A 23,108-nucleotide genomic window follows, 5' to 3' on the forward strand; every position below is an offset into this window, starting at 1 on the left:
CATTTTGCGCGGTCTCTTTCTTTGTGTTGTTGCGCATAATCCACATAAGGAACTTTCCAGAAACCATTGATTATTGCAATAAATCTGGTTCTGTCGCAGGGTTTCATAGCATAGGGCATAAGACCCAAAAAAAATCGAGTGGTGATCGGAGAGGCAGGTCACATGACAATACGTTCCTGGATCAGCGCAACCCTGCTGGGGTTGTCGCTAGTTGTGAGCCCAATCGGCGATGCCGCTTGGGCCCAAAATCTTCGCGTGGTTAAAAAGGGTACGGCGGAAACGCTGGATGTCCCCGTAAATCGCGCAATCGTGGTGGAGAGCGAACAACCGTTCGCAGACATCAGCATTGCTAATGCAGGCATAGCGGATATTTCGACCCTGTCGGACCGCACTATCTATGTTCTCGGTCGGGCACCGGGTACAACCACCCTGACAATGTTCGACGGCGCGGGTAATCTGATTACCAACGTGCGTGTGCGTGTTTCCCCTGATGTTTCGGAATTCAAAGAACGCTTGCGTCAGATTCTTCCCAGTGAGCGAATCGAGGTTCGGACCGCCAATGATGGGATCGTCTTGTCGGGAACAGTTTCCAGCAGTGCCAAACTGGCGCGTGCGCTTGAGTTGGCAGAACGGTATGCCCCTGAACGTGTATCGAACCTGATGAATGTCGGTGGCGTGCAGCAGGTCATGCTGAAAGTGCGCTTTGCGGAAATGAACCGCTCTGTAGCCAAAAACTTGTCGGCATCGTTGGGCTTTGGCGGTGGCGACACCACTGCGGGCTTCAATTCCTTGAATAACCAGGGCGCACTGAACAACGCACTGGCGAACAACATCCCGTTTGTTCAGACAAATTCCGGTGCCATTCTCTTCGGTTTCGGCGCGGGGTCGACACAGGTTAGACTGCTTTTGGAAGCCCTTGAAACCAAGGGTTTGGTTCGCAGCTTGGCAGAACCGAATCTTTCTGCACTGTCTGGCCAAGAGGCGGAGTTCCTTGCCGGTGGTGAGGTGCCAATCCCAGTACCCCAAGGCGACGGTGTTGTTGCGATCGAGTATCGTCAGTTTGGCGTACAGCTGCTGTTTGTTCCGCGCGTCGTCGATGGCAACCTGATCAACCTGGAACTGGGTGCATCAGTATCGAGCATCGACCAGAGTGCGAACTTCACGATCAACGGCGACAATGTTCCCAGCTTCATCACGCGTCAAACCCGGACAACCATCGAGTTGCGCGACGGTGAGAGCTTTGCCATTGCAGGCCTAATCCAGGATGATTTCACGGATCTGAACAGCCAGGTTCCCTGGCTTGGCGATGTGCCTGTATTGGGCGCGTTGTTCAGGAGCGCTCAGTATCAGCGTGAGCAGAGTGAATTGATCATCATCATTACCGCGCATCTGGTGTCGCCCACTCGTGGCGAGGCGCTTGCCCTGCCGACCGATCGTGTGAAACCGCCCAGCGAGTTCGATCTGTTCGTAAACGGCAAGATCTCTCGGACTGAACGCGCCGGAAATGGTGCAGCCTCTGAAGTTGCCAATCAGGATTTTGGCACCTCTTACGGCTACGTGCTGGACTGATAGAGAGGATAGAACCAATGGAAAAGTGGATCATCACACTGGGTCTTTCGGTTGCTGTCGCCGGTTGTACACGCGAGGCCGGGTACGAAATCGATCAGGGCACGTTTGGTAACGCTACACTGAACAACATTCAGGTCATGAATGGTGAGTTGACGTATGGCCAAATCCTCGCGCGGCGTTTCGCTGCCGAGGTGCCAACACAGATCAACTTTGCCTTCGATAGCGCGCAATTGGACGCTTCGGCGCAACGAATCCTGTTGCAGCAGGCGGCCTGGATCAAACAGTTCCCCGAGGCGCGGTTCCGTGTCTATGGGCACACGGATGCCGTTGGCTCTGAGGCATATAACAAGCGATTGGGCCAGCGCCGCGCCAATGCCGCCGTTGCATTCCTGACACGACAAGGAATATCGCGTTCACGGTTGGAAGCCGTTGTTTCCTTTGGCAAATCCAGGCCGTTGGTTGCCACCCAAGATCGGGATCGACGCAATCGGCGGACAGTGACCGAGGTATCCGGCTTCTTCGACCGGCATCCAAATATTCTAGATGGAAAATATGCGGACGTGATCTATCGCGAATACATCTCAAGCGCGATCCCGATAAGCGATATCCAACGGCAAGAAGACGCCGGTGGTACCAGCGACTAATAAATAGGAAATGGGCGGCATTGTCGCCCATTTCCCTACAATTGGTTCTTTTGCGCCCAATTCTTGCCTAACTTCCAAGCCACTTTGTGAACAATTGGGTGACCTGCGGCCAAAATCGACCGCATCGGGCGACAGCATACCAGAACTGAATCTTCTCGCGTTCAAATGGTTTGCTCAGCCCTCTCGATGAGGATTGTGTTAATGACGAGCGCGACGCCGCAAGACGATAATAACGCCATTTTGGCCTGTACCATCAGCCGTGATGTCCAGAACTTCGACCTTTTGATCGAGGATATGGAAGCTGCGCTGGGCGAACGCTGGGGTGATCTTGGATTTGCCGAAGCGCTTGCGTTCTTTAGCCAACCCGAAGCCAAGACGCTTCAATTTGTAGCGCTGGCGCTGGACGGCGATGATGAAGACAACCTAACACTGATGGGTGAGATCATCACTCAGGCCAAGGAAAAAGGCATCAAGGTTGTCTTGATCGCCGAGGATGTCACCCCTGCCGCATTGCATCAGCTGCTACGCAGAGGTGCGGACGAGTTTGTCCCCTACCCGCTTCCCGAAAATGAACTTCAGGAAGCAATCGATCGTATGCAACAACCCGATCCGGTTGTGGCACCACAAGCAGCGCCTACTGCGACGAACGGCTCCTCGAAAGAAGGGGCGCTTTTTGTCGTGCAGGGTCTGGCAGGTGGTGTCGGTTCTACAACCATGGCGGTCAATCTGGCATGGGAACTTGCAACGGTTTCAGCCAAAGAAGCCCCGAAAGTGTGCCTGATCGACCTGGATCTGCAATACGGCACTGTTTCGACCTATTTGGATCTGCCTCGTCATGAAGCCGTGTTCGAAATGCTCTCAGACACGGATTCGATGGACGAAGACTCCTTTGGACAAGCGCTCCAGACGTTTGAAGAGAAGCTGCAAGTTCTAACGGCACCATCTGACATGGTGCCGCTGGACATCATCACGCCTGAGGACATTCAGCGTGTGATCGACACCGCACGCGCGAATTTTGATTATGTCGTCATAGACATGCCAAAAACACTTGTTCACTGGTCAGAAACGGTTCTGCAGGCCGCCCATGTCTATTTTGCGTTGCTTGAGCTGGATATGCGCTCGGCCCAGAACGCATTGCGTCTGAAACGGGCACTGCAGGCCGAAGAATTACCCTTCAACAAACTGCGGTTTGCTATGAACCGGGCTCCTAAATTTACCGATCTCAACGGTAAAAGCCGGGTTAAACGTATGGGTGAAAGTCTGGGTATTTCCATTGATCTGCTTCTGCCCGATGGCGGCAAACCCGTCATGCAAAGCGGCGACCACGGTCTACCGCTGGCAAATTCAGCGGCCAAGAACCCGCTGCGCCGGGAAATCGCCAAATTGGCTCAATCGCTTCATAGCCTTGGCAGTAGTGACGCCGAAGCCGCATAACTCAAAGGGGAGCTGCCGTGTTTTCAAGATACAAAAAACAGCCTTCGGCGCAGCCGGTTGAAACCCAGGCGTCGAAAGTCGAGGCCCCGGCAGCAGCAGCTGCGGCACCAGCTGCCAACGCAATTGCGCGCAAGCCGGTCAGGAAAAAGGCGGCAGAAGTTGTTGGAAACGACAAGGAACGCAAGCGCAAGGAACGGCTGGGCGAAATCAAGCTTGAGCTGCACCGCGAGCTTCTTGAAAACCTGAACCTCGCAGCCCTTGAAAAAGCTGAAGAATCAGAACTGCGGACAGAAATCAGCGCGATTGCCAGCGAAGTTCTGGAAGCCCGCAACATCGTTCTGAACCGTGAAGACCGCAGCCAGCTAAACAAAGAGCTTTATGACGAGGTCACCGGTCTCGGGCCGCTGGAAGCGCTGCTACAAGACGACTCGGTCAACGATATTCTGGTCAACGGCCCCCAGCAGATTTTTGTCGAACGGGCCGGTAAGCTTGAGATCAGCGACATCACGTTCAAAGACGAAAAGCACCTGATGCGGATCATCGACAAGATCGTTTCTGCCGTTGGTCGCCGTGTCGATGAATCCAACCCGTATGTTGACGCCCGCTTGGCTGATGGCTCACGTTTCAATGCGATGGTGCCGCCGATCGCGGTGGATGGTTCGCTTGTTTCCATTCGTAAGTTTAAGAAAGACAAGCTCGGCATCGACGATCTGGTCAATTTCGGTGCGTTTACCGAAGAAATGGCAGCCTATCTGCAAGCCGCCGTGTCGACTCGTCTGAATATCATTGTTTCGGGCGGTACCGGTTCCGGTAAAACGACAACGCTGAACGCGCTGTCGAGCTTTATCGACGACGCCGAGCGCATTCTGACCATTGAGGATACGGCGGAACTTCAGCTGCAGCAGACACATGTTGGCCGGATGGAAAGCCGCCCGCCCAACGTTGAAGGCAAAGGCGAGGTCAGTCCGCGCGACTGTCTGAAAAACGCCCTGCGGATGCGCCCCGACCGCATCATCGTGGGCGAGACCCGTGGCGCCGAAGTGATCGATATGCTGCAGGCCATGAATACCGGCCACGACGGATCAATGACTACGATCCACGCGAACTCGGCACGTGACGGTATCTCGCGTCTTGAAAACATGATCGCCATGGCGGGGATCGAAATGCCGATCAAAGCGGTCCGCAGCCAGATCTCGTCGGCTGTGAATCTGATCGTTCAGGCCAGCCGTCTGCAGGATGGTTCGCGCCGGATGACATCAATCACCGAAATTACCGGCATGGAAGGTGACGTCATCTCGATGCAGGAAATATTTAAATTTCAACGTGTTGGCCTGACCCCCGACAACAAGATCATCGGTCATTTCACCGCCACAGGTGTGCGCAGCCACTATTCCGAGCGCTTCCGTCTGTGGGGCTTCGATCTGCCCGCCTCGATCTACGATCCAACCACGATGTAGGAGAACCAAGATATGCAACTGCCTGTCGAGGCGCTCATCTACATCGTGATTTTCGTCGGGGTCTTTGCCCTGGTCGAAGGTATCTATCTCGTCGCATTCGGAAAATCGATCAGCCTGAACAGCCGCGTCAATCGCAGGCTGGACATGATCGATAAGGGCGTCGGGCGCGAGCAAGTACTGGAGCAGCTGCGCAAGGAAATGCAGCAGCACATGAAGTCGCAGAGCATACCGCTCTACTCGCTATTGGCAGACAAGGCGCAGAAGGCGGCGATCGCCTTCTCTCCTCGGCAGTTGATTGTGATCATGGCGCTGGTTTCAGGGCTGGCTTTTGTAGGTTTGAGCGTAGGAACAGCGACCGAACCGACGCTTCGGGCGGCTCTATCGGTCGCGATCGGGGTCGGAGCGGTGTACGCTTGGGTCAATAACAAAGCCAATAAACGTATGGCCTTGATTGAAGAACAATTGCCCGACGCGGTGGAACTGATGGTTCGGTCACTTCGCGTCGGAAACCCATTTGTTTCCTCGATCCAAATCGTTGCTAACGAGGTCGAGGACCCCCTTGCGACAGAGTTCGGTGTTATCTCGGATGAATCCGCTTATGGCCGGGATGTCGGTGAAGCACTCAAGGATATGGCAGAGCGGCTGGACATGCAGGATTTACGGTTTTTGGCCGTCGCCGTTTCGATCCAGCAGCAATCGGGGGGTAACCTTGCCGATATTTTGGCCGGGTTGGCCAAGGTGATCCGCGCGCGTTTCCGACTGTTTCGCCGGGTGAACGCTATCACCGCCGAAGCCAAATGGTCAGGCAAATTCCTGTCGGGTTTCCCGGTCGCCTGTCTTCTGTTCATCATGGTTAAGGACCCGAACTACTACGACGCCGTAATCGACGATCCGCTTTTCATTCCGGCATGTTTCTTTGTCGGCATCACGCTGACCCTGAACCTGATCGTCATGCGTATCCTGACCGACATTAAGGTTTAAGAGGCCCAAAGATGGAATTTTTGAACCAGATCAATGAACTGTTGAAGCAGAACTTGGGTGAATTCGGTCCGCTGATTGTCGTGGGCGTTTTGGGATTGTTCATGATCCTGGTCACAATCCCGCTGATGCTGAACCAGCCGGAAGACCCACTAAAGAAGTTGCAGCGGTCAAATTCACCGCCAAAAAACAACAAGAAAGAAAAGAAAGAGCGTCTCAGAACAGCCAGCCGGAACGAACAGCTTGAGAAGTTCGCCAACTTTCTAGAACCAAAGAACGAAGAAGAGTATACCGCCGTTCAACTCAAGTTGAGGCAAGCCGGCTATCAGTCCAAGGACGCGGTTCGTTTCTATCACTTCGCTCAGTTCGCATTGGGCATAATCGGGATCCTGATCGGCGTCTCGCTGGTTACCGTGTTTGCGGGCGATCAGGAATTTGACTCGACACAAATCCTCATTCGCGTTCTGGGACCTGGTATTGCGGGTTACTTCGTGCCCAAATACTGGATCACGCGGCGAGTAGAGGAACGCAAGGAAGCGATCGTAAATGGTTTCCCTGATACGCTCGATCTGATGTTGGTATGCGTCGAGGCAGGGCAGTCCTTGGATCAGGCCATTGTACGGGTCGCGTCTGAGATGAAAGCATCTTACCCAGACATCGCGCTTGAGTTCGAGGTAGTCGCCTACGAAATGAAAGCCGGTAAAGAAAAGGACACCGTTTTGCGCGACTTCGCGACGCGATGCGGCGTTCAGGACGTTAGCGCATTCGTCACCGTGATGATCCAATCAGCGACATTCGGGACATCCATTGCCGAAGCGTTGCGGGTTTATGCCGATGAAATGCGTGACAAACGCGTGATGCGCGCCGAAGAGGCAGCGAATAAGTTGCCAACCAAAATGACGCTTGCGACAATGATGTTGACCGTCCCTCCTCTGCTGGTCATCCTTGTTGGACCTTCGGCAAAAGGTATTATGGAGTTTGGAAACCGATAACGCCTTCCCGCTTCTTCGCTGGGTTGCCAAATCAGGTTGTTGGCACCTTCGTATGACAATTCAGGCCGCCATGGTTTTCACCATGGTGGCCTCTTGCACTGAAACAGGCGCGACAGACGATCCGTTTGCCCCTGGCGTCGACCCTGATGGGCCTGCGGTAGATGAGGTGACGGTCGGAAACCGATTGATGGCGGCGGGCGAATATGAGCTTGCACTTGAATCCTTCACTCGTGCCGCGTTGCAACAGGGTATGACCCCGCAAATCCTGACTTCGCTTGGGACAGCTAATTTGGGATTGCGCCGGATTGGCCAAGCTGAACCGCTATTGCGTCGTGCTGTCGAGGACGATCCCGAGTGGCCTGTGGCATGGAACAACCTGGGTGTCTTCTTGGTGGAAACGGGCGAATATGCCGAAGCCGCGCAGATGTTCCGCAGAGCCTATGCGCTGGACAATGGCGAAAGTGACGCAATCCGCGACAATCTGCGGTTAGCACTCGCAAAAATGGAAAATCCTGTTAATAATACCCCACAAGAACAAGAATTTGAACTGGAGCAGCGCGGCAACGGGCAATTTGTTCTGCGTAAAATCCAGTAATAGAGGCAGAGCAGTAAAGGACGCACAAAAATGCGCCAACCCTTCTTGATTCCGACGATGCTGGCGTGCGGGCTGGTTTTGGCCGCCTGCGCAAAGGAAACCGAAGAGGAAAAGGTTGAACGTACTTTTCAGGAAGTGAACGTCATCGACGAGACCAACCTGAATGACGTGATGCTGAATGCGGCCGATCCCAATGAGGCGGTGACCTATTTCCAAAGTGCGGCCGCCAAGAACCCTGACCGCATCGACCTGCAACGAGGACTAGCGATCACGCTGACCCGTGCCAAGCGCAGCACTGAAGCTTCCGCCGCGTGGAAACGAGTGCTGAGCATGAAAGGGGCCAACAACGCCGACCGTGTCGAATACGCTGATGCGCAGATTCGCAGCGGCAACTGGGACGGCGCAAAGGCGACATTGGACAAGATCCCCCCTACATATGAAACCTTTAAACGGTATCGGCTTGAAGCGCTGGTGGCAGATGCCAAAAAAGACTGGAATCGCGCCGACCATTACTACGAAACCGCGGTGGGCCTGACGACCCGCCCTGCCGGAGTCATGAACAACTGGGGCTATTCCAAACTAACGCGCGGGCAATATGCGGAAGCCGAGCGGCTGTTTACCGACGCCATTAGGCAGGACAATTCTATGTTCACCGCCAAAAACAACCTTGTTCTGGCGCGCAGCGCACAGGGCAACTACAGCGTTCCTGTTGTCCCAATGACGCAGACCGAACGGGCGAAACTGTTGAACACCATGGCCATTTCAGCCGTGAAACAGGGGAATATCAACCTGGCCAAGAACCTCTATCGCGAGGCGATTTCCACCCACCCGCAGCATTATGACGAGGCGGTCCGCTCGCTTCGGGCCCTTGAGGACGCCTGATCCATGATCATACCAGCGGCAGCGGCGGCGTGGTTTCTACCTTTTGTTCTGCCGATCTGTTTCTACGTTGCCTTTACGGATATGCGTGAGATGCGGATCAAGAACCACGCTGTCGTCGCGCTGGCGGTTGTTTATCTCATCGTCGGGCTTATCGCATTGCCACCGTGGTCCGGTCCGTGGATCCCCGGCAACATCGGGCCGTTAACCCTGACCCTGCCTGTCTACGGATGGCAGCTGCTTCACATGGTTGTCGTTCTTGTTATCGGCATCGTGCTAAATGCAGCTGGTGTGATGGGGGCCGGAGACGCGAAGTTCTGTGCCGCAGCCGCAGCGTTTGTCTGGGTCGGTGACCTGATGTGGGTCATGGTGATTCTGACGGCAACTCTGCTGGGAGCGTTCTTTGCCCACCGGTTGGCGAAATACACCCGGCTGCGCCAGATCGCACCACATTGGGAAAGCTGGGATCGCGGCAAACAGTTCCCTATGGGTCTGACGCTGGCTGGCAGCCTCGTTGTTTATTTGATTTTGGGCATAATCCACGGATCGTGAACAATCATCAGCGCGCCTTGCCCGCGCCTTTGTCCTGCCACAAATCCGCGCCAAATTCTTCCAAAGCGGCCCCGCAAGGGCCTTTTGCGTGATTTTTGGATGGACGAGCCCCGCTCATGAATATGCAGACCTCCTCTGTGATTGCCCCCCCTGCCCCCAAAGGCCTGGGAGAAATGCAACTTCCGCTGGTGATGATGCGGGACATTCTGTTGAAGACCGTCTTTCGCAAGAACGTGGATACGGTCAGCGAAATTGCGGGTGCCATCTGTCTGCCCGGGTCCGTGACACAGGAACTAGTTGATATCGCACGCGAGCAGAAACTGCTTGAAGCGACCGGGACTCTGAACGCCAACTCCGGCAATGAAATGGGCTATCAGCTGACCGATGCGGGCAAAGCGCGGGCGTTGGACGCGTTGAGCCAGTCTGAATATTTCGGTGCGATGCCGGTGCCGCTCGATGTTTACCGCGAGCAGGTCAAGCGCCAGTCGATCCGTAACATTCAAGTCACCCGCGACCAGCTAACTGGCGCGATGGGCCATCTTGTTCTGCCCGACAGCCTGCTGGATCATCTGGGCCCGGCGGTCAGCGCCGGTCGCTCAATTCTGATGTATGGCCCTCCGGGCAATGGTAAATCCTCGATCTCGAACGGCATTCGTGATGCTTTGGGGGACAACGTCTATGTTCCGCGCGCAATCGAATATGCCGGTCAGGTGATTACGGTCTACGACCCGATCGTGCACACCGCGATCGAGCAAGAAGAGGACGATCCCAACAGCCTGCGCCGCCGCAAGCGGTTCGACACTCGCTATGTTCAGTGCGAACGCCCCACCGTTGTGACTGGTGGTGAACTGTCACTGAGCATGCTGGATTTGGTCTACAACCCCACTGCGCGTACTTATCAGGCACCTCTGCAGCTGAAATCCACCGGTGGCATCTTCATCGTGGACGACCTTGGACGTCAGGCAGAGCCCCCTCAGGCCCTGATCAACCGCTGGATTGTTCCGCTTGAAGAAAGCAAGGATATCCTTGGCCTGCAATCGGGTGAGAAGTTCGAAGTACCATTCGACACGCTGGTTATATTTTCGACCAACTTCCACCCAAATGAGATTTTCGACCAAGCGGCCCTGCGCCGGATTTTCTTCAAGATCAAAATCGACGGCCCGAACCAAGAGAACTTCCTGAAGATCTTTGCCATGGTCGCCCGCAAGCGCGGTATGCCACTAGACGAGGCGGCGCTAGTGCATTTGCTGAAGGTCAAATACCCGACCATCAACAACATCTACGCAAACTATCAGCCGATCTTCCTGATCGACCAGATGATCTCAATCTGCGAGTTTGAGGGTATCCCGTATCAGATGAGTCCGGACCTGATCGACCGAGCCTGGGCCAACATGTTCGTGAAGGAAGAAAAGATCATTCACTGATCCCCTGGTCCTGGTTTCCATGGCCTGAGGGCTGCGCTAGGTTCGTCGGATGGTGCAGATTCCTCCGGCAATCCAAAACTGGTTTTCGAACAAAGGCTGGTCGATTCATCCGCATCAGCAAGAAATGTTTGAGCGGGCGAATGATCCCGCGACGCTTCTTATCGCTCCAACTGGTGGCGGCAAAACCATGGCCGGTTTTCTACCTTCCCTGGCCGAGTTGGCCGAAGGGCAGCATGACGGATTGCACACGCTTTATGTGTCTCCTCTCAAGGCGCTGGCAGCGGATATCAGGCGCAATCTGCGCGTTCCCGTCGAGGAAATCGGCCTACCAATTCGGATCGAAGATCGCACCGGCGACACATCGGCCACGCAGAAGAAACGCCAGCGCGCCGATCCTCCACATATCCTGCTGACCACGCCCGAAAGTCTGGCGTTACTTACTTCATACGAAGATGCTCCGCGCATGTTTGCTGGGGTCCAGCGCATTGTTGTCGACGAGATACATGCACTGGCAGAAAGCAAACGGGGGGATCAATTGATGTTGGCGCTGGCACGATTGCAGACACTCTGCCCCGATCTGCGCCGCGTAGGCTTGTCCGCCACGGTTGAAGACCCCGAAGGCATCGCACGATTTCTAGCCCGCAATCCCGATCCTTGCCGAGTTATTCAGGCTGATCCCGGCCCTGACCCCGATATCTCGATGCTGCAAACACAAGAGATGCCGCCATGGTCGGGCGGTGGCGCAGCCTATTCCATCCCCGCTGTGATGGAGCAGATCAAAAAGCACAAGACGACACTTATCTTTCACAATACTCGGGCGCAGGCCGAGATTTTCTTTCACAACCTCTGGCTCGCCAACGACGACGCTCTGCCCATTGGTATTCACCACGGCAGTCTGGATCGGCAACAACGCGAACGGGTCGAGGCTGCGATGGTCAGGGGTGATCTGAGGGCAATTGTCTGCACCGGCAGCCTCGATCTGGGGATCGACTGGGGCGATGTGGATCTGGTGATCCAGATCGGCGCGCCGAAGAACGTCAAGCGGCTGGTGCAGCGGATCGGGCGCGCAAATCACCGCTACAATGCCCCTTCCAAAGCTATTCTCGTCCCAGCCAACCGGTTCGAAGTGGTCGAATGTGTTGCTGCACTGGAAGCTGTGCAAGAACATGAGCTGGATGGCGACCCCCGCGGGCCAGGACCCAGGGACGTTTTGTGCCAGCATATTCTGATCGCCGCCGCAGCGGGACCCATTGATGCAGATGCACTCTACGCCGAAATGACGGCTGCCGGGCCTTATGCGCAGATCACCCGTGCTGAATTTGATGCCTGTTTGGAATTCTGCGCCACCGGTGGATATGCCCTGCGAGCCTATGATCGGTGGCAGAGGCTTCAGCAGCGCCCGGATGGAGCGTGGCAATTGCGCGACCCGAGGGCGGCACAGCGTATCCGCATGAACCTTGGCACGATTCAGGACACCGACACGCTGAAGGTTCGGCTTAAGCGCAATCGCGGGGGCAAGCCTCTGGGTGAGGTAGAGGAGGGATTCGCGGCCTCGCTAACCCCTGGTGATACCTTTCTGATCGGTGGTCAGATCGTCCGCTATGAGGGTCTGCGAGAGATGGTGGTCGAGGTCAGCCGCCGCGCTGACCGCAAGCCCAAGATCGCGACCTTTTCGGGTACTAAGTTCGCCACGTCCACCCAGCTGAGCGACCGAATCCTACGGATGTTCGCACAGCCGGATTGGCCTCAGTTGCCAGACCACACTGCCGAATGGCTGGGTCTTCAGCGCGAGATATCACGCCTGCCGCAAAGTGACCGCCTGTTGATTGAAAGCTTCCCTGACAGGGGGCGCGAGCATCTATGCGTCTACGGATTTGCCGGCCGCAATGCGCAACAGACGCTGGGGTTGCTGTTGACCAAACGCATGGAGGAAACCGGCCTTGCGCCGCTGGGATTTGTAGCCACTGACTATGCCACCTTAATCTGGGGGCTGGATGCGGTGACCGATCCGCGCCCACTATTTCAGTTGGACGCGCTACGAGAAGGATTGGAGACTTGGCTGGCGGGTAACGCGGTGATGAAACGCACATTTCGTGCTTCGGCCACAATCGCGGGGTTGATCGAACGCAACACTGGTGGGCAGCGCAAGAGTGGTCGGCAGGCGACATTTTCGTCAGATATCCTCTACGACACCTTGCTGAAATACGATCCTGAACATCTGCTGATGCAAATCACCCGCGAAGAGGCCATGCGCGGGTTGGTCGATTTCGGACGGATCGAAGCCATGGTCGCCCGGATCGGAGACCGGATTGACCTGCTGCGGCTAGACCGCGTCTCACCCCTGGCGGCGCCTCTGTTCCTCGAAGTTGGCAAAGTCCCCGTCAAGGGTGAAGGCGAGGAACGCCTGCTTGCGGAAGAAAGTGCCCGGTTACTGCAGGCCGCCGGATTGCAACCGGCATAAACCACTTGCGCAATCCGCAAAATCGTATGAAGAACGGATCATGAACAAGATCGCGTTTTCATTTGCTGGCCAAGACCTGACTGCGCTTGGGTCGGGCGCACTATGGTGGCCGGAACAGGGCTTGCTCTGTGTTTCCGATCTGCATTTAGGAAAATCCGAACGGATCGCCCGCAGGGGCGGCCCGACCTTGCCGCCGTATGACAGCCGCGAAACATTGACCCGATTGGCAAGTGATCTTGCCCGTACCGGTGCCACGAAGGTCATCTGTTTGGGGGACAGCTTTGACGATCTCGATGCCTCGGGCGCGTTGGCTGCTGAGGATAGGCAACAGATCACCGCAATGCAGGCTGGTCGACGTTGGATCTGGATCGAGGGGAACCATGACCCCGGCCCGGTAGAAATGGGCGGCACACATCTGTCCGAGTGGGCTTGCCACGATCTGATTTTTCGCCATATCGCCCAGCAAAACAGCGCAGGTGAAATCTCGGGCCACTACCACCCCAAAGTTAACCTGAATGCCCGAGGGCGCTCGATCACCCGCCCGGCTTTTTTGCTGGATCAATCACGTCTGATCCTTCCAGCTTATGGCGCTTACACTGGGGGGTTGCGCAGTTCAGCAGAGGCTCTGAGCGGGATCATGGCGCCGGATGCGCGGGCAATTCTGACCGGTGCGCAACCTCAACTCATCCCGATGCCCAGATAGGTTCTAGAGCAACCCGTCGTCCACGAGCTGTTGCTTGTATTTCCTGCTGACAGGAACCAGATCGCCGTTGCTGAGGTGCAAAAAGGATTTTCCCTTTTCTTTTTCGACCCCAACAATCGCTGTATCCACGACCCAGTGTGAACGGTGCGTACAATGGCCGTGTACCGGCTCCATCTCGGCAATCGCGTCGGTAAAGCGCGAGCGGATTGTAAACGTGCCATCGGACGTGACCACGTCGACATAGTGATCGCGCACGGTCAACCGATAAACCTGCCCCTCGAACTTGGCAGGCAAACGATTGAAAAGACGTGGTCTGGGTTCGTATAGCGGTGCTGCGGTTTCTTCCCGCTGACGCACCAGCAAAAGTCCGGTGGCGAAGAGAAGACCATAAGGGGCGACTTTCAATATGCCCGGTGCCATCAATCCATTCAGCGTGAACAGAATCCAGGTCAGCAACCACAGTGATGGTGCAAACAATGTCAGGATCAACAGGACGAAGGCAAAATCACGGACCAGCAATCCGGATCGATTTAGCCGTTCGCGTACCAGCTTTCCAGCCGACCAAGTCGCTGCAAGCGCGAGCAGCATAACACCTGTCCAGAACACCATCCGCTGACTGAATGGCAGTGTCATATCCCGAAAGGGGGCAAAGGAATACGCCAATAAAGGAATAAAAACGAGGCCCGCCACTACCCGTTGAAGGCTTATTAACGAGAAGATCGGACTCAGCTTCATCATACCAGGTAACGCACCCCGCCAAAGGTAAAACCATGAAACACGAACAGACAGGATTATAACCCCTTAAACGGCTGGAATAGAAGGATTATCACCGACCGACGCTAGGTCAAGTCAAGATGTAGTTATATAAATATCCTAATCTAATGAAAAAGGCCGGAGAGCTTTTCGCTCTCCGGCCAATTCAATCATGGAGGTTGCGCCCGGATTGAACAGCGAGGCTGCTATTAAGCAGTCAGACCTTCGGGTTCAGGCAAGCCGTTTGCGCGGCAAGCCGCGGTGAGCGTGTTCGCAAGGAGGCAGGCGATCGTCATAGGGCCAACTCCACCGGGAACAGGGGTAATCGCACCAGCGCGTTCTGCCGCAGTGGCGTAGTCAACGTCGCCAACCAGCTTGTTCTTGCCGTCGCGTTCGATCCGGTTGATGCCGACATCGATCACAGTTGCGCCTTCCTTGATCCAGTCACCCGGAACCATCTCGGGGCGACCAACTGCGGCGACCACAATATCAGCACGGCGTACAACATCGGGAAGATCTTTGGTGCGGCTATGCGCGATGGTCACGGTGCAGCTGTCGCCCAGAAGCAACTGCGCCATCGGCTTACCCACGATGTTCGACCGACCGATCACTACAGCATCCATGCCGGACAAAGAGCCGTGGTGATCGCGCAACATCATCAGACAGCCCAGCGGAGTGCACGGCACCATTGACTTCTGACCTGTTCCCAGCAGGCCCACATTCGAGATGTGGAACCCGTCCACATCCTTTGCCGGATCGATCGAGTTGATCACCAGATCTTCGTTCAGATGCTTGGGCAGCGGCAGTTGCACCAGAATGCCGTGCACCGCAGGGTCATTGTTCAGTTTGTCAATCAGCGCAAGCAGGTCCTCTTCGGAGGTCTCTGCATCCAGCTTGTGCTCGTACGAGTTCATGCCGACCTCGACGGTCATCTTGCCCTTAGAACGGACATAGACCTGGCTGGCCGGGTCTTCGCCCACCAGAACCACCGCCAGACCCGGGGTGATGCCGTTCTCTTCTTTCAGCTTTGCAACCTGGTCAGCCACCTGCGCGCGCACTTTGGCGGCAAAGGCCTTTCCGTCGATAACCTGCGCTACCATTCTTTGATCCCTTCTTTCACAAAACGGATCGGGCGCACTAGGCGCCCGTTTCTTCAGTCTGGGCCGAGCACGCGTTCTTCGCGGGCAATCGACCAATCAATCAGTATACGCCAGAGCTTTTCGGCAAGATCGGGGTCCATACCCAACTCATCCGAGCTCTTGCGGACGCGCTGCACCACATCTTCGACACGTTCCGGGATGCGGGCTGGCAGGCCCTCGCCGGGTTTCAGCTGCGACGCGCGGTCGATATAGGTTGCGCGCGTTACCAGCAATCCAATCAATTGGCGGTCCAGCTTGTCGATCTGAGGCCGCAATTCCTGCATCGAATGACAGTCTTGCGGAGGTATCAGAGTGGGCATTTTGGTCTCCTGCGGCCCGGGGATATCCCCGGACCACGAGATGTCTTATTTGAGCGCTTAGAACAAGCCCTCGATCTCACCTGCGTCGTTAAGACAGATGGTTTCGGCGGCCGGTTTGCGCGGCAGACCGGGCATGGTCATGATCTCACCGCAGACAACGACGATGAAACCGGCACCAGCGGAAAGGCGAACCTCACGCACCGGAACCGAGTGTCCGGTAGGCGCGCCGCGCAGGGTTGGGTCGGTCGAGAACGAATACTGGGTTTTCGCCATGCAGACCGGCAGATTGCCATAGCCTGCTTCTTCCCATTCGCGCAGCTGGTTGCGGATCTTGTTGTCGGCCAGAACTTCGTCGGCGCGATAGATACGCTTGGCGATGGTTTCGATCTTCTCGAACAGCGACATGTCGTCTGGGTAGATCGGTGAGAAGTTCGCGGCACCATTTTCGACGATTTCGACAACTTTTTCGGCCAGAGGCGCAGAGCCATCCGAACCCAGCTCCCAGTGACGCGACAGGATTGCCTCAACACCATGCTCGCCGCAGTAGTCCTTGACCGCCTGAACTTCGTCATCGGTGTCGGTGACGAAGTGGTTGATCGCGACGACAACCGGAACACCGAAGGATTTGACGTTTTCGATGTGGCGACCCAGGTTGGCACAACCTGACTTCACAGCGTCAACGTTTTCCGCACCCAAGTCAGCCTTGGCCACGCCGCCATTCATTTTCATCGCGCGCACGGTGGCCACCAGCACCACTGCCGACGGAGCAATACCCGCCTTGCGGCACTTAATGTTCATGAACTTCTCGGCACCGAGGTCAGCACCAAAGCCCGCTTCGGTGACAACATAGTCGGCCACTTTCAGAGCGGTTTTGGTTGCGATGACTGAGTTACAGCCGTGCGCGATGTTCGCGAACGGGCCGCCGTGGACGAAGGCTGGGTTGTTTTCCAGCGTCTGCACCAGGTTCGGCTGCATAGCGTCTTTCAGCAGAACGGTCATAGCGCCTTCTGCCTTGATGTCGCGGCAGTAAACCGGGGTCTTGTCGCGGCGGTAAGCAACGATGATATCGCCCAGACGCTTTTCCAGATCTTTCAAGTCGTTTGCCAAGCAGAGGATTGCCATGACTTCGGACGCCACAGTGATGTCAAAACCTGCCTCACGCGGGAAACCATTCGACACGCCGCCCAGAGACGCCGTGATCTGACGCAGAGCACGGTCATTCATGTCGACGACGCGGCGCCATGCAACGCGGCGTGTGTCGATTTCTTGCTCGTTGCCCCAATAGATGTGGTTATCGATCATCGCCGACAGCAGCGAGTGGGCCGAGGTGATGGCGTGGAAGTCACCTGTGAAGTGCAGGTTCATCTCTTCCATCGGAACAACCTGCGCGTAACCGCCACCCGCGGCGCCGCCCTTCATGCCGAAGTTCGGGCCAAGCGAAGCTTCGCGGATACAGATCATCGCGTTCTTTCCGATGCGGTTCAAGCCGTCGCCCAGACCTACTGTGGTGGTGGTCTTGCCTTCACCTGCGGGGGTTGGGTTGATCGCGGTCACCAGGATCAGCTTGCCGTCTTCGCGGTCCTGTACCGAGTTGATGAAGTCCTGGCTGACTTTGGCCTTGTCATGGCCGTAAGGCAGCAGATCATCGCTGGAGATACCCAGCTTCGCGCCGATTTCCTGAATCGGCTTTTTGTTCGCCTCGCGGGCAATCTCAATGTCGGATTTGTAGCTCATTGGGCAGGGTCCCTGATTGAATTCCGTGCAAAACCGACGCACGGGCGTCGGCGCTGCGCAACATATACTGATGTACACAACACTGATGGCTAAGGATTCCGACATTTTCATGCCGCGAAACGGCGTTGCGAGAAATCGTAATGCGCAAATCGGAAACGGATTGAACCTATGGGTTCCAAAGGGGCTGATCCGGCACAAACAATTGCATCTTGTCGCCGCGTTTCAGAGCCCCCGGGCGTTCGACCCAAGCCGTTATCCCGCGTCGCCCTTTGGCCGCAGGTTTGAATGCCGCCCCGTATCCAGTGTGATCCGCCTCGATCTCACGGCCCGGAAGAACGCAGGGGGCATTTTCCATGTCCACAGTGATCGTTAAACCGCTCTCGGCCTGCAACCGCGAAGATGGAGGGATATGAGAGAAATCGGGAATGCCCTTCAGGACAATCGAAGCCCCAAGGTAAGACGGATCAAGCGTTGCCAACTCCATCTCAGCCGCAATATCACCCAATTCCTCTGCCGACAGCACTGACAGTTGCCGCACATTCCGGATCTCGGTGCCCTTTGGATAGAGATTCGCTACCCGAACACAGGACGCCCTATTGAGCCCCTGATGCCGTTCCCCCTGAACGCCATCGAAGCTCAGGTCCAAAACATTGACAGGCTTGGCCCGCAAAGACTGGCCTGCTGGCACATGGCCCAGCCATACTACCTCGGCCGAATATTCAGTTTCACATAAGAACGGCATGAGATGCCCCCATTCATCTGCAGGTTTGTAGGCATAATGCCCGGCAACGCCCTGATGAAAAGAGAAAACCCGGAGGCTGGCTCCGGGTTTTGCAATTATGCGGTGGGTTCTGGTTCCATCCCGCCATCTGGCGGCGATTTCTTGGACTTGGTCTTCGGGATGGCAGTTACGCTGGGAGCGTTGCCCTCATCGGGGCTGTCACCCTCATCATCGCTTTCGGTGGGCGGTTCGCCATTCATGACGCGCTTGATCTCATCGCCGGTCAGGGTCTCATACTCAAGCAGGCCTTGCGCCAGTCGCTCCCATTCCTCGTTCTTGTCGGTCAGGATCTTGTGCGCGCGTTCATAGCCTTGCTGGATCAGGCGCTTTACCTCTTCTTCGATCAGCTCTTTGGTATGAGCCGATACCGAGAACCCGGCGGTGTTGCCCTGATAGCCTTCATGCGCCTCGGCATAGTCGATGTTGCCGACCTTGTCCGACATGCCCCAGCGCATCACCATGGCGCGGGCCAACTGGCTGGCCTGCATGATATCGCCCGCAGGGCCGTTCGACACGTGATCTTCGCCGTATTTAATCACCTCGGCGGCCTTGCCTGCCATAGTCATGGCCAGCTTCTGCTCACACTCATCGCGGTGATAGTTCAGACGATCCATTTCGGGCAGTGACACAACCATACCCAGCGCACCACCGCGCGGAATGATGGTCGCCTTATAGACCGGATCGCACAGCGGCAGTTCCAGACCCACAACGGCATGGCCGGCCTCGTGATAGGCGGTTTTCTCCTTCTGGTCCTGCGTCAGCACCATCGAACGGCGCTCGGCCCCCATCATCACCTTGTCTTTGGCGTTTTCAAAGTCCTCCATGGTGACAAAGCGACGACCGACGCGAGCGGCCATCAATGCGGCCTCGTTCACGAGGTTCGCCAGATCAGCACCCGAAAAGCCCGGCGTGCCGCGCGCGATGATGCGCAGATCGACATCGGGACCCAGAGGCGTCTTGCGCGCGTGAACGCCCAGAATTTTTTCACGGCCTTTGATGTCGGGGTTGCCGACGGTCACGTTACGGTCAAACCGGCCCGGACGCAGCAGCGCGGGGTCCAGAACGTCCTTCCGGTTGGTGGCAGCCAGAATGATCACGCCTTCATTGGCCTCGAAACCGTCCATCTCAACCAGCAGCTGGTTGAGGGTCTGTTCGCGTTCGTCGTTTCCGCCGCCATAGCCAGCACCACGATGGCGCCCCACGGCGTCAATTTCGTCGATGAAGACGATACAAGGCGCGTTCTTCTTGGCTTGTTCGAACATGTCACGCACACGCGATGCACCAACACCAACGAACATTTCAACGAAATCGGAACCCGAGATCGTAAAGAACGGCACACCCGCCTCGCCCGCAATCGCACGGGCAAGCAGCGTCTTACCAGTGCCCGGAGGGCCAACCAGCAGCGCGCCTTTGGGAATCTTACCGCCCAAACGCGAAAATTTCTGCGGGTTGCGCAGGAATTCCACGATCTCTTCCAGCTCTTCCTTGGCCTCGTCGATGCCCGCAACGTCGTCGAACGTCACCCGGCCATGCTTTTCGGTCAGCATCTTGGCCTTGGACTTGCCAAAACCCATCGCGCCACCTTTGCCGCCACCCTGCATCCGGTTCATAAAATAGACCCAGACACCGATCAGCAGCAGGAAGGGCAGCAGCGTGATCAGGAACGACTGGAAACCCGATTGCTGCTGTTTTTCAGCACGTACGGGGATGTTCTTGTCGATCAGCAGCTTGGTCACCTCGGCATCGGTGGGTTTGATGGTGACAAAGTCCTGATTCTCATTCGTGCGATAGCGGATCTGTTCGCCATCCAGCGTGACGCTGGTGACGTCTCCGGCGTCCACGGCGCTGACGAATTCGGAATAGGTACGTTCATTGTTCTGAAGCGACCCGCTGGGTCCACTGAACAGGTTGAACAGTGCCAGGATCAGCAGAAACAGAACGACCCAGAAGGCGATGTTGCGAGCGTTGCCCAAGGAAAATCTCCCGAAAGGTTTCGGCAGGTGGGGACCTGCCGGGGTTGTTCCTTAAAATAGAGAGGATTGTGGCAGGTTCAATGAGATAAAATCACCGCATCGAAGTCGGACCTTTCTGGAAGCAGTTCGGCCCGCCATTCGTTTGCAAAACCGGCCAGAGGTGCAGCCAGTAGAGTGCCTTCGGCCCAGACCGAGGGCGTCGACAACACTGCAGCGCGAGGTTTGCCCACAGAGCGCCAGTTTTCCAGCTGCAATATACCATCCTCACCAAGCGCCCGGATTTCCGCAACTTCAGTTTTTGGCCCGGACATAATCCAACGCCTGTCCCAAGGTTCTGAGGCGCGCGCGAGCTGATTGCTGACGGCGTTTAGCTCTCTGCAAATCCAAGTTTTTTTGCCTTCCGGGATTAAAATGCATCCCCCCAGGGTGGCCGTCTGAGCAGACGAAATCGCATCCAGCACTTGATCCACCGCTTTGTGTCGCGGCGGGTATTCTCCCCCTGCGATCCATGAAACAGACGCGGTCACAAGCCGACGACGGATTTCTTCGGGCAGAGTTTCGAAACCTTCGCGATCAATGCAAAGATCGCCATCCGTCACCGTCATGCACCGGAAAGCGGATTCTTGCGCGTATTGCGCCAATGCTTCACGCGCTTGTGCCATATTTTCAGCGACCCGTGATAATGACCCTGCCGTGATCCCGATTTGATTTAATCCTAACAGGGCCTGGCGGGCTTTGATCCGGTCAAAACGAGGGTCCTGATTCGACGGATCATCAATCCACGAAATACCTTGCGCAGTCAGATATTCCCGAAGATCGGAGCGTGTCGTGGACAGCAATGGGCGCAGCAATGTGACCCGACCTTCTTTTCGCGATACAGCCATGGCCGAAAGCCCCGAAACGCCCGAAGCACGGGCCAGCCGCATCAGTACCGTTTCAGCCTGATCATCCTCCGTGTGGCCCAGCGCAACTGCCTCTAGGCCCTTCGATTCGGCCCACGCGACCAGCAACCGGTATCTCGCACGCCGCGCCTGATCCTGCAGATTTCCGGATCCATCCCACCCCTGCCATTTCAGCGTTTCATGAGGAATGCCTAAGCGCTGCGCCAGTGTCGCGACGGCCAAGGCCTCTGAGGCAGATTCAGCTCGCAGACCGTGATCAACGGTCGCCGCAAACAGCTCGATCTGCTCTTGTCGCGCGATATCAAACAGCAAATGCAACAGGGCGGTCGAATCGCTGCCCCCTGATACCGCCACCCCCAGCCGGCGCGGTGGTGGATCCGGCAGACCCGCCCGCAGATTTGCCCGAAGCGTATCGGCGTCAGAGGTCAAGAACAGCCCAGCGTTGCCATTTCCTGTGTGGCCGAAGCAGCTGGTGCCGATGCCGGAAACCGAACGCCAACTTCGCCGAGAGTTATGCAAGCCTGATCGGTTTGGCCCAGCTGTCCAAGCGCCGCGCCCAACTCAAACAACGCCTCGGGTGCCAGAGGCCCTTCGGAGTCGCCCGTGAAGCTGGCCAGAAAGGCGCGCGCCGCTTCGCGTGTATCGCCCACCCCTTTCAGCGCCTGCCCGCGCCGCAGGTTGGCTTGGCTCGCCAGCGGGCTGCCCGGATAGGACTGGTCGAATTGCGCAAACAGATCGGCCGCGGTCTGGAAATCTCCATCCACCAGGGCCTGCGAAGCGGCATCAAAATCCGCTTGTTCACCGACTGCAAGCTCACCCTGATCAGTGACCGTGGGTTGCGTAGGGTTGGGGGTGGGTGCCACAGCCACATCGGTCGATGTCTCACCACCCAGCGTTGAGGTTTCACCCAACGCGCTCAGATCACCGCCTTCAAGTTCAACCAGACGAAACTCCAAATCACCGATACGGTTGGTGCCATCGGTCACGACATTCTGCACCCTTTGGTTCAACTGCTCGGTCTGGCGTGTCAGGCGCTGCAATTCTGCCTCGATCGCATCAACGCGCTCAAGCACGGAACTGCCAGACAGGTTTGGCGCGGGGGACCCAGTGGTTGAAAACTCGCGCTTGAGACGCTGAATTTCCACATGCAGCACGGTTAATTCCTGACGGATATCCGCCAAAGTCTGCTGATCCTGTGCCTGTGCCATACCAGCGACGGTCACGACCGCCGCCAGAACCAAACCTGCAATTCGCATCATCTTACCCCAAGGTTGAACCGGTCAGCACCGTCACCGCGCGGCGGTTTTTCGAATAGCAATCCTCGGTGCTGCAAATTTCGATCGGGCGTTCCTTGCCATAGCTGACGGTGGTCAACCGGTTGCCTGCCACCCCGCGCGAGATCAGATACTCCCGCGCCGCATTGGCCCGACGAGCTCCAAGCGCAAGGTTGTATTCGCGCGTGCCCTGCTCGTCCGCATGGCCTTCGATATTGGCGACAAAATCCGGATTGGCGAGCAGCCAATCGGCCTGCCCTTGCAGAATCGTCTGCGCCTGCGGGCTGAGCGTGGACTGATCGACCGCGAACAGAACCCGGTCACCAACTGTTTGCTGGAAATAGGCTGGCGAACGCGGATCACTGGGTGAGCCCGGAACCAGTGCGCCGCTGCCACCAGCGCCGCCACCCAGAGCCGACGGATCATTATTGGAACAGGCCGCAATCAGAGTCAGCGCCCCAATTGCCGCGACTTTGCTCAACAGTTTCATCTCAAGTGCCTCGTGTTTCGTTGTTTATTGCCGCGCTTCTATCACATTGCGGGT

21 protein-coding genes are annotated in these 23,108 nt (G+C 56.5%); 12 read left to right on the plus strand and 9 right to left on the minus strand.

The annotated features are described in order from the left end of the window. Positions 1 to 162: 162 nt before the first annotated feature. The 12 genes from ACR0I1_RS06870 (at position 163) to pdeM (ending at position 13,688) form a co-directional block, all read left to right on the plus strand. On the plus strand, positions 163 to 1,569 hold the full coding sequence (locus tag ACR0I1_RS06870; protein WP_170397343.1) for a type II and III secretion system protein family protein: 1,407 nt from the start codon (positions 163 to 165) through the stop codon (positions 1,567 to 1,569). 17 nt (positions 1,570 to 1,586) lie between these two features. After that, the gene (locus ACR0I1_RS06875) at positions 1,587 to 2,213 is read left to right on the plus strand and encodes an OmpA family protein (protein ID WP_170397345.1); all 627 of its coding nucleotides are present in this window, start codon (positions 1,587 to 1,589) and stop codon (positions 2,211 to 2,213) included. A gap of 201 nt (positions 2,214 to 2,414) precedes the next feature. Continuing rightward, positions 2,415 to 3,647, plus strand: coding sequence for a CpaE/TadZ family protein (locus ACR0I1_RS06880; RefSeq protein WP_170424297.1), 1,233 nt, complete (start codon positions 2,415 to 2,417; stop codon positions 3,645 to 3,647). A 17-nt stretch (positions 3,648 to 3,664) separates the two neighbouring features. After that, positions 3,665 to 5,104 carry a TadA family conjugal transfer-associated ATPase gene (locus ACR0I1_RS06885; protein WP_480705569.1) on the plus strand — a complete coding sequence of 480 codons (1,440 nt, stop codon included), beginning with the start codon at positions 3,665 to 3,667 and terminating at the stop codon, positions 5,102 to 5,104. A 12-nt stretch (positions 5,105 to 5,116) separates the two neighbouring features. Beyond that, positions 5,117 to 6,085, plus strand: coding sequence for a type II secretion system F family protein (locus ACR0I1_RS06890; protein ID WP_170397358.1), 969 nt, complete (start codon positions 5,117 to 5,119; stop codon positions 6,083 to 6,085). Positions 6,086 to 6,096: 11 nt separating this feature from the next. After that, the gene (locus ACR0I1_RS06895; protein ID WP_170397360.1) at positions 6,097 to 7,074 is read left to right on the plus strand and encodes a type II secretion system F family protein; all 978 of its coding nucleotides are present in this window, start codon (positions 6,097 to 6,099) and stop codon (positions 7,072 to 7,074) included. 52 nt (positions 7,075 to 7,126) lie between these two features. After that, positions 7,127 to 7,669, plus strand: a complete 543-nt coding sequence (locus ACR0I1_RS06900) for a tetratricopeptide repeat protein (RefSeq protein ID WP_370644360.1) — start codon at positions 7,127 to 7,129, stop codon at positions 7,667 to 7,669. A gap of 30 nt (positions 7,670 to 7,699) precedes the next feature. Then, positions 7,700 to 8,551: a tetratricopeptide repeat protein gene (locus ACR0I1_RS06905; protein ID WP_170397362.1), complete on the plus strand. Its 852-nt coding sequence runs from the start codon at positions 7,700 to 7,702 to the stop codon at positions 8,549 to 8,551. Between the two features lie 3 nt (positions 8,552 to 8,554). Beyond that, positions 8,555 to 9,100, plus strand: a complete 546-nt coding sequence (locus ACR0I1_RS06910) for a prepilin peptidase (protein WP_170404351.1) — start codon at positions 8,555 to 8,557, stop codon at positions 9,098 to 9,100. Between the two features lie 116 nt (positions 9,101 to 9,216). Continuing rightward, positions 9,217 to 10,524, plus strand: coding sequence for an ATPase (locus ACR0I1_RS06915; RefSeq protein WP_170397365.1), 1,308 nt, complete (start codon positions 9,217 to 9,219; stop codon positions 10,522 to 10,524). 49 nt (positions 10,525 to 10,573) lie between these two features. Continuing rightward, positions 10,574 to 12,985, plus strand: a complete 2,412-nt coding sequence (locus ACR0I1_RS06920; protein ID WP_480705572.1) for a ligase-associated DNA damage response DEXH box helicase — start codon at positions 10,574 to 10,576, stop codon at positions 12,983 to 12,985. Between the two features lie 40 nt (positions 12,986 to 13,025). Further along, positions 13,026 to 13,688 (plus strand): ligase-associated DNA damage response endonuclease PdeM, encoded by a 663-nt coding sequence (pdeM, locus tag ACR0I1_RS06925; protein ID WP_480705574.1) that lies wholly within the window; start codon positions 13,026 to 13,028, stop codon positions 13,686 to 13,688. 3 nt (positions 13,689 to 13,691) lie between these two features. Here the strand turns inward: pdeM and ACR0I1_RS06930 are convergent, their stop codons facing one another. The 9 genes from ACR0I1_RS06930 to pal all read right to left on the minus strand — a co-directional run bounded on the left by ACR0I1_RS06930 (position 13,692) and on the right by pal (position 23,054). Continuing rightward, on the minus strand, positions 13,692 to 14,321 hold the full coding sequence (locus ACR0I1_RS06930) for a LytTR family DNA-binding domain-containing protein (RefSeq protein WP_480705576.1): 630 nt from the start codon (positions 14,319 to 14,321) through the stop codon (positions 13,692 to 13,694). 329 nt (positions 14,322 to 14,650) lie between these two features. Next, positions 14,651 to 15,541 (minus strand): bifunctional methylenetetrahydrofolate dehydrogenase/methenyltetrahydrofolate cyclohydrolase FolD, encoded by an 891-nt coding sequence (gene folD / locus ACR0I1_RS06935; RefSeq protein WP_170511402.1) that lies wholly within the window; start codon positions 15,539 to 15,541, stop codon positions 14,651 to 14,653. Between the two features lie 53 nt (positions 15,542 to 15,594). Then, complete coding sequence (locus tag ACR0I1_RS06940; RefSeq protein ID WP_170404363.1) at positions 15,595 to 15,900, minus strand: chorismate mutase; 306 nt, start codon at positions 15,898 to 15,900, stop codon at positions 15,595 to 15,597. Between the two features lie 57 nt (positions 15,901 to 15,957). Beyond that, positions 15,958 to 17,634 (minus strand): formate--tetrahydrofolate ligase, encoded by a 1,677-nt coding sequence (locus ACR0I1_RS06945; RefSeq protein WP_170397376.1) that lies wholly within the window; start codon positions 17,632 to 17,634, stop codon positions 15,958 to 15,960. Positions 17,635 to 17,800: 166 nt separating this feature from the next. Next, complete coding sequence (locus ACR0I1_RS06950; protein ID WP_170404368.1) at positions 17,801 to 18,376, minus strand: MOSC domain-containing protein; 576 nt, start codon at positions 18,374 to 18,376, stop codon at positions 17,801 to 17,803. Positions 18,377 to 18,471: 95 nt separating this feature from the next. Further along, on the minus strand, positions 18,472 to 20,388 hold the full coding sequence (gene ftsH / locus ACR0I1_RS06955; protein WP_170424311.1) for an ATP-dependent zinc metalloprotease FtsH: 1,917 nt from the start codon (positions 20,386 to 20,388) through the stop codon (positions 18,472 to 18,474). Between the two features lie 77 nt (positions 20,389 to 20,465). Then, the gene (gene tilS / locus ACR0I1_RS06960; RefSeq protein WP_480705579.1) at positions 20,466 to 21,719 is read right to left on the minus strand and encodes a tRNA lysidine(34) synthetase TilS; all 1,254 of its coding nucleotides are present in this window, start codon (positions 21,717 to 21,719) and stop codon (positions 20,466 to 20,468) included. Further along, positions 21,716 to 22,546: a tol-pal system protein YbgF gene (gene ybgF, locus ACR0I1_RS06965; RefSeq protein ID WP_170404791.1), complete on the minus strand. Its 831-nt coding sequence runs from the start codon at positions 22,544 to 22,546 to the stop codon at positions 21,716 to 21,718. The genes tilS and ybgF overlap by 4 nt, the downstream gene beginning before the upstream one ends. A 4-nt stretch (positions 22,547 to 22,550) precedes the next feature. After that, positions 22,551 to 23,054 (minus strand): peptidoglycan-associated lipoprotein Pal, encoded by a 504-nt coding sequence (gene pal / locus ACR0I1_RS06970; protein ID WP_170397385.1) that lies wholly within the window; start codon positions 23,052 to 23,054, stop codon positions 22,551 to 22,553. Between the last annotated feature and the right edge of the window lie 54 nt (positions 23,055 to 23,108).

Source organism: Ruegeria sp. B11, assembly GCF_056539785.1.

Bases quoted from the DNA above. Each gene is read 5' to 3' on its own strand.
- ACR0I1_RS06870 (WP_170397343.1), top strand. From the start codon at position 163: ATGACAATACGTTCCTGGATCAGCGCAACCCTGCTGGGGTTGTCGCTA.
- ACR0I1_RS06875 (WP_170397345.1), top strand. From the start codon at position 1,587: ATGGAAAAGTGGATCATCACACTGGGTCTTTCGGTTGCTGTCGCCGGT.
- ACR0I1_RS06880 (WP_170424297.1), top strand. From the start codon at position 2,415: ATGACGAGCGCGACGCCGCAAGACGATAATAACGCCATTTTGGCCTGT.
- ACR0I1_RS06890 (WP_170397358.1), top strand. From the start codon at position 5,117: ATGCAACTGCCTGTCGAGGCGCTCATCTACATCGTGATTTTCGTCGGG.
- ACR0I1_RS06895 (WP_170397360.1), top strand. From the start codon at position 6,097: ATGGAATTTTTGAACCAGATCAATGAACTGTTGAAGCAGAACTTGGGT.
- ACR0I1_RS06900 (WP_370644360.1), top strand. From the start codon at position 7,127: ATGACAATTCAGGCCGCCATGGTTTTCACCATGGTGGCCTCTTGCACT.
- ACR0I1_RS06905 (WP_170397362.1), top strand. From the start codon at position 7,700: ATGCGCCAACCCTTCTTGATTCCGACGATGCTGGCGTGCGGGCTGGTT.
- ACR0I1_RS06910 (WP_170404351.1), top strand. From the start codon at position 8,555: ATGATCATACCAGCGGCAGCGGCGGCGTGGTTTCTACCTTTTGTTCTG.
- ACR0I1_RS06915 (WP_170397365.1), top strand. From the start codon at position 9,217: ATGAATATGCAGACCTCCTCTGTGATTGCCCCCCCTGCCCCCAAAGGC.
- ACR0I1_RS06920 (WP_480705572.1), top strand. From the start codon at position 10,574: ATGGTGCAGATTCCTCCGGCAATCCAAAACTGGTTTTCGAACAAAGGC.
- pdeM (WP_480705574.1), top strand. From the start codon at position 13,026: ATGAACAAGATCGCGTTTTCATTTGCTGGCCAAGACCTGACTGCGCTT.
- ACR0I1_RS06930 (WP_480705576.1), bottom strand. From the start codon at position 14,321: ATGACACTGCCATTCAGTCAGCGGATGGTGTTCTGGACAGGTGTTATG.
- folD (WP_170511402.1), bottom strand. From the start codon at position 15,541: ATGGTAGCGCAGGTTATCGACGGAAAGGCCTTTGCCGCCAAAGTGCGC.
- ACR0I1_RS06940 (WP_170404363.1), bottom strand. From the start codon at position 15,900: ATGCCCACTCTGATACCTCCGCAAGACTGTCATTCGATGCAGGAATTG.
- ACR0I1_RS06945 (WP_170397376.1), bottom strand. From the start codon at position 17,634: ATGAGCTACAAATCCGACATTGAGATTGCCCGCGAGGCGAACAAAAAG.
- ACR0I1_RS06950 (WP_170404368.1), bottom strand. From the start codon at position 18,376: ATGCCGTTCTTATGTGAAACTGAATATTCGGCCGAGGTAGTATGGCTG.
- ybgF (WP_170404791.1), bottom strand. From the start codon at position 22,546: ATGCGAATTGCAGGTTTGGTTCTGGCGGCGGTCGTGACCGTCGCTGGT.
- pal (WP_170397385.1), bottom strand. From the start codon at position 23,054: ATGAAACTGTTGAGCAAAGTCGCGGCAATTGGGGCGCTGACTCTGATT.